Below are 5,393 nucleotides of genomic sequence, written 5' to 3' on the forward strand. Positions count from 1 at the left end.
GGTTGATAATTTATGATTACATGGTTCAGTGTATGAAGGAACTGGCAAAGCCAGTCCCTGACATCGACTCACTTCTCCCTTGGAATTTTTCACGCTAAAACGCCCCGTGGGATTATGGGGCGCTTACCTTATAATCAATAAGTTATGGCACATGACGAGACTGCAAGATGTCGCCTAATGACGAGAATGAACAGTTATCAACTCAATCGAATAAGTTTTAGTAGGGTAAACGCACGTCCTCTCAATTGTGCAGAGTATTTAATCTAAATGTTTTTGGGGCATTTTTGAGCTGAAAAATGCCACGCGTAAAAATTCAGGTTGTGATGTTTTTGGACAAAAATGAGTTTAGAAAAATCTTACATTAGCAAGTCATGAAGAGCCCTTCAGGTATGGCAAATAGCAAAATTGATCTGCAGAACGCAGCAGATGATGTGTCGAAACCTCTGCCTTACAAAGAACGCAGTCGCCTATAGACAAGCATCAAGCCCGCCATCCTTCGAGAGCAGATCGCACAATTTACTTATATAGAGGCTCGGGCTTGTCCAACACTTGGAATTTAACGTTGGCTACGCAACGCTTAATCCTTATCTGTTAGTTCTTTGACCCACTGAGTGCCTGAGGTTTATAGCCTAGTGAATCCAAATCAACACCTTGCTCTAAAAGGAGTTTTTCAAACAATGGTAATAGTGGTCCAAGGTTTTCATTTAATGTGTCACGAACCGTATCAACAACTACTTGGGTACCACGCTCGATTTCTATATTGATAAAGTCACCAATGGCTTTTGATTCGAAAACCGTCATTCTACGAGTCTCAGGAATAAGCCAAACTTCAAACCAACCTTCATGCTTATTTACGTCAGCTACAGTCAAGCTCGCTCCATTTAGAGCTATATAACCTTTAGGGAAAACGTATCTTTTCCATGCTTCAGGGAGTGCTAAGCGAACACAATAGTTATCCTCAATTTGTTTTACGTCGACGATAGCCACATTAAAGTCCACATGACCAGATAGCGGGTGGCCGCCAATTTCTGCCCCATCTTTTGCGGCTCTCTCAGCGTTAACTAATTGGGATGAGCAATACTTACTCAGAGTTGTGATCAAGAGGCTTTGCAGCATTACGTCGAACTTAACACGAACATCTGACTGTATTTCAGTGACTGTCAGACACACACCGTCAATAGCAATGCTTGCCCCAATTTCTAGATCAGCACAAAACCCTTTAGGGAAGTCGATAACAAAAGTTCTAATCCCTCTTTGATCTGTAGCATCAACAATTTCGGCTACCGCCTGAACTATGCCTGTAAACATACTTACTCCATTGATAGTTAAACAACTTTGAGAACGCTTATTAGACGATAAATTGTCGTCTTTCATCCTTCAATAATGCAGCCTTTTTCATATTGACTCAACTAATAATCAATAAGTTATGCCACATGAAGGGAAAATTAGGCTGCAAGATGTCGCCTAAAACGGGGATGTTAAGTTATCAAGTTAATCGGATAAGTTTTAGTAGGTCAAACGCACGCCCCAAAAATGAGTAGAGTATTTGATCTAACAAGGTTTTGGGCACAAACGTTTTAGAGTCGTAGCACTAAGGCGTTCTTGTACCAAAGCATGGCGGCATAACACGTCTCTGGACAGAAATCGTTTAGTGGTATTACTCTAAACGACTTGTGCCAGATTAGAAAAGTATTTTGAATACCTTAAACACTTGTATGCGAATTTGCCAATTCAGCAGATTGAATAGTTGTGGAAATAAGCTCTTCAAATAGGTCTAATTGCCCAGCGGGGATTAACTGATTTTGTATGCTTTGTCGTTTACTTGAGTCAAACAACCTCTCAGCTAACCAACCAACTAGATACATCAGTGAAAGACAACCCCCGGCAGTTGCTATATTGCCTTCTATCACTAGAGGTAGGTCCTGAACGTCCCCTCCCATGCTTTCTAGAACAGCCTTAGCATCTGGGTTTGTCGTTAACGGCTTGCCTTTAAGTAAACCGAGTTCATGAAGGATGAATGACCCCGCACAAATTGATCCAATTAGCTGTTTATTCGGATCAAGATTCAATGCCGACATAAACTCAAGATCTTTTATCGCCGCGGGGATACCACGTTTGCCACTGGTGATAAGAACTACATCTTGATTAGCAACTTCTGATACATGTCCGTCCGTTTTAACTTTCATACCCAGATGGGAATGATGTTCAGATTTAGTTCCAAGTACACTAACCGTCCAACTATCAGATGTTCGACCAAGTAAGTCATACATAAGAAAGAAATCTACATCTGTAAAATCATCAAACAAAACAATGCCGACTTTATACATAATATTTTTATCCTTTATCGCAGCACTCGTGAGTCGCATAACGCTTTCTATGCGGCGCTAAGAAGTTCTTTACGTGGTTATAGTGCAGTCTTTCTTTTAAGCCTTCAACAAAAAATCATTAACTAAGTGAGCAAATTAAAAAGTTAGTCTGCACTGTGAGGTATAATTTCTGGGTGGGTGAGTTTGGATAAGTTTTAGTTGGGCAAAAGTACGCCTTCGAAAAGATGTAGTGCATTTACACTAAAACATTTTGGGGCAGAAATGAGTTTGGCAACATCGCCTCTTTTAGATTTCAATCAGCACAGAAAGCACTACCTCTATAAGAATTATGCTTTAGTTCAGTTCATCCTTACAACCGTAGATATTAACCATTAAGACAGATGTTACACTTTCAGGGATGCATAACAACAAAGATAAAAACTTTTCTCCTACACAGGGCTGATTACTACGTGATGTAACAGCCAAGAAGTGACAATAAAGATCGAAACTTTGCAGCCAAGAAGTGACAATAAAGATCGAAACTTTGACTCCATCATCGCTGCTATCCAAAGAAAGTGTGACAACAAAGTTTGAAACTCACTTTTCTACCGCTCTTAATCTCGTTGATATTTCTTCAAGGCTTCTGTGACATCCTCATCTGACATGTCTTCTACTTTTTTAGCTACCTTTAAACGTGATAGCTCCATTTTTAGAGTCAGAATTTTAGCTTCAAGATCATCCTTTTGTTTTTGTAGTTCAACTACTTCTTTTGCAGTCGGTGTGCCAGACGCTGATACAATTTCATTCTTAAGCGTATATCCCAAGCCAAATGCCCCAGATAAAAGGGTAATAGAAGCTATAAACCATGTAACTGGTACGTGATTCAGTAACCAGTTAGTTGTAATCTTTTCCTCAGAAACCATTCAATTTTTCTCCAAGATGCGAATTCAAAACTATACGCATATTCGGGCAACCAAATCCAGTGTTATAGGTATTACTCAGATTGTATTTTGCATTTTAATTTATTGCGTAACTTATCTAAATCAGCACTCAAGTCATCATCACCCGTAACAAACGTTTCAATATCTTTTATTAGTTGTATGAGTTTATGCGTATCACCTGAAAGTACCGGTTCAAAAATGATGTTCCCACTATCAACTGACAGTTGATATTCATCACCGATATTCATATTTGCCTTATGAACGATTGCCGCTGGAATTAAGCACCCTGCGCTATTTCCTATTGCTCGAATCTTAGTTATCTTCTTCATTTTCTATTCCTCTATAATTTGTAGCATCTTATATACACAAGCCCAACAGTGTCAACATAAGTTATAACTTAGTGTTTGAGCAATAAAAAACCCCACCTACTAGTTGTTAACTAGTGGGTAGGGTTAGTTGTGAGTGATAGCTAGATTTTAGTTAATTTAACCATCACAACAGACACGCTAGTACCTTTGAATTGATTCTTTCTAATCGTAGATAATTCAACTTCAAAACCTACCGGAAAATCATAATTCACCGCTGAAGATGGCAAAATTGCCACCAGCCGACCACCATCTTCAAGTAAACTTGCAGCCGTAGTCAAATGCAGTAAAGCTCGATTCTCACTGAACGGGGGATTCATAACGCAAACAGAAAATTTCTTCTCCGTCTTTTCAGCAAATTTAATGAAATCGTCATTAACAACATCACTAAATCCCTTTGCCTTTAAGATCTCACATTGCAGCTCCGAAACCTCCACAAGCGTAGTGCGTTCTTGGGGCAAATGTGCCGCAATCGCGCCCTGTCCTGCCGACGGCTCAAGAACCGTGTCTTCATCTTTAATTTCAGCCCAAAGCGACGCTTCTAATGCTAAGAAATTATTAGTTGGATAAAACTGGTGACTTTTTTGATTAGGTACAGTTCCGTGAGTAATAACATGATCAATCACATCCCTTGCATCATATTCAAATTGCCAGCGATAACCGTGTTTACAAATACCACCAAGTAAGGTCATAACAGAATCAAACCTTGCCACCAAATACTTATCTTTTTGATGGTGGCTACAATCAAACGTATTTTTGATTGCCACTCTTCTCCCGTTATAACTGTTCCCTATAAGTTCGTATGCTTGTCTAATATTATGAAACAAATTAATCACCTCAAATGGGATAAGATCATCAATAAGAGCAACCTCTTTGATTTTCTTTTTCTCTTTTTCTGGCTTTCGTTTAAATGATTCCGGTATTGCTTCTCCATGAATCGTTGCAAGTATTGAGTTCAACTGCCACGCAATATCTGGGTGAAACTCTATGTGAGCCGTTCCAACTTGATACCGCCTTATTTTGAAAGCTCCTCCATCTACTTCAACCCACTGCCCGTCCGTTGCCACACGGTCCAGCATTCTATCAGTATCGTAATATGTGAAAACTTTCGTATCTCGCCCGACGAGCTTTGCAATAACAAACCTTAAATCGTGTATTTCTCCTTTTCTGCTTGAAAGAGTAAAAATACAACGTTTATAAAAGCCTTGAGGCTGGTTAGTAACATGAGATTTCGATAATCCGCGAAAAATCCCATCTACCTTTTCCGCAGTGAATAAACCTTGTTCTTTGAGTAATGCGAGCAATGTACTCTTCACATTATCTTCATTGAACTCAATCCATTTTTCCTGGTCTCGCCACTCAGAACGACGCTTTTCAGGCATAACGTCAGCAATACCCGTTGAGTTGATAAGTGCGTTCCAAGACTGTTTATTTAAGTTAATAATCGCAGTTTCCAACGGAATACTGGACATATAACCTTTATAGTCAGTCAAGTAAGTAGCAATAGCACTACGGTTGTTCCCTTTATTTAAGAAATCATTGGCTTGAATTATCGTTTTAAGCATGGACTCATGCGAAATGATTTGCTGCTCAATGAAGCTGACGTTTACCGTCATGCTAGTTTTATTTAACTCAGCATTGCCATGATCAACTGTACCATGACAGGTTGATATAGGAAAAGCATTTTACACACATAAATAAATCTGGGAAATAATTCATTGATGGCTACACTGTATGTATGGCCAGTGTTTACCATGAGGATTTTATGGCGTTTTTAATCA

The 5,393-nt window shown here is 39.3% G+C and carries 5 protein-coding genes; all 5 read right to left on the reverse strand.

Translation table 11 applies throughout. The annotated features are described in order from the left end of the window. Nucleotides 1-591: 591 nt before the first annotated feature. The 5 genes from HC723_RS16200 to HC723_RS16220 all read right to left on the reverse strand — a co-directional run bounded on the left by HC723_RS16200 (nucleotide 592) and on the right by HC723_RS16220 (nucleotide 5,228). Nucleotides 592-1,308 carry a riboflavin synthase subunit alpha gene (locus HC723_RS16200; RefSeq protein WP_190339821.1) on the reverse strand — a complete coding sequence of 239 codons (717 nt, stop codon included), beginning with the start codon at nucleotides 1,306-1,308 and terminating at the stop codon, nucleotides 592-594. Between the two features lie 395 nt (nucleotides 1,309-1,703). Continuing rightward, entirely contained in the window at nucleotides 1,704-2,327 is a 624-nt protein-coding gene (locus HC723_RS16205) for a DJ-1/PfpI family protein (RefSeq protein ID WP_190339822.1), read from the reverse strand. A gap of 593 nt (nucleotides 2,328-2,920) precedes the next feature. Next, on the reverse strand, nucleotides 2,921-3,229 hold the full coding sequence (locus HC723_RS16210) for a hypothetical protein (protein ID WP_190339823.1): 309 nt from the start codon (nucleotides 3,227-3,229) through the stop codon (nucleotides 2,921-2,923). A gap of 71 nt (nucleotides 3,230-3,300) precedes the next feature. Beyond that, nucleotides 3,301-3,576, reverse strand: a complete 276-nt coding sequence (locus HC723_RS16215) for an AbrB/MazE/SpoVT family DNA-binding domain-containing protein (protein ID WP_190339824.1) — start codon at nucleotides 3,574-3,576, stop codon at nucleotides 3,301-3,303. A gap of 140 nt (nucleotides 3,577-3,716) precedes the next feature. Then, entirely contained in the window at nucleotides 3,717-5,228 is a 1,512-nt protein-coding gene (locus HC723_RS16220) for a DUF4942 domain-containing protein (protein WP_190339825.1), read from the reverse strand. Nucleotides 5,229-5,393 lie beyond the last annotated feature (165 nt).

It is taken from the genome of Vibrio sp. S11_S32, from assembly GCF_014694465.1.
Taxonomy (GTDB): Bacteria; Pseudomonadota; Gammaproteobacteria; order Enterobacterales; family Vibrionaceae; genus Vibrio; species Vibrio algicola.

Bases quoted from the DNA above. Each gene is read 5' to 3' on its own strand.
- HC723_RS16205 (WP_190339822.1), bottom strand. From the start codon at position 2,327: ATGTATAAAGTCGGCATTGTTTTGTTTGATGATTTTACAGATGTAGAT.
- HC723_RS16210 (WP_190339823.1), bottom strand. From the start codon at position 3,229: ATGGTTTCTGAGGAAAAGATTACAACTAACTGGTTACTGAATCACGTA.
- HC723_RS16215 (WP_190339824.1), bottom strand. From the start codon at position 3,576: ATGAAGAAGATAACTAAGATTCGAGCAATAGGAAATAGCGCAGGGTGC.
- HC723_RS16200 (WP_190339821.1), bottom strand. From the start codon at position 1,308: ATGTTTACAGGCATAGTTCAGGCGGTAGCCGAAATTGTTGATGCTACA.
- HC723_RS16220 (WP_190339825.1), bottom strand. From the start codon at position 5,228: ATGACGGTAAACGTCAGCTTCATTGAGCAGCAAATCATTTCGCATGAG.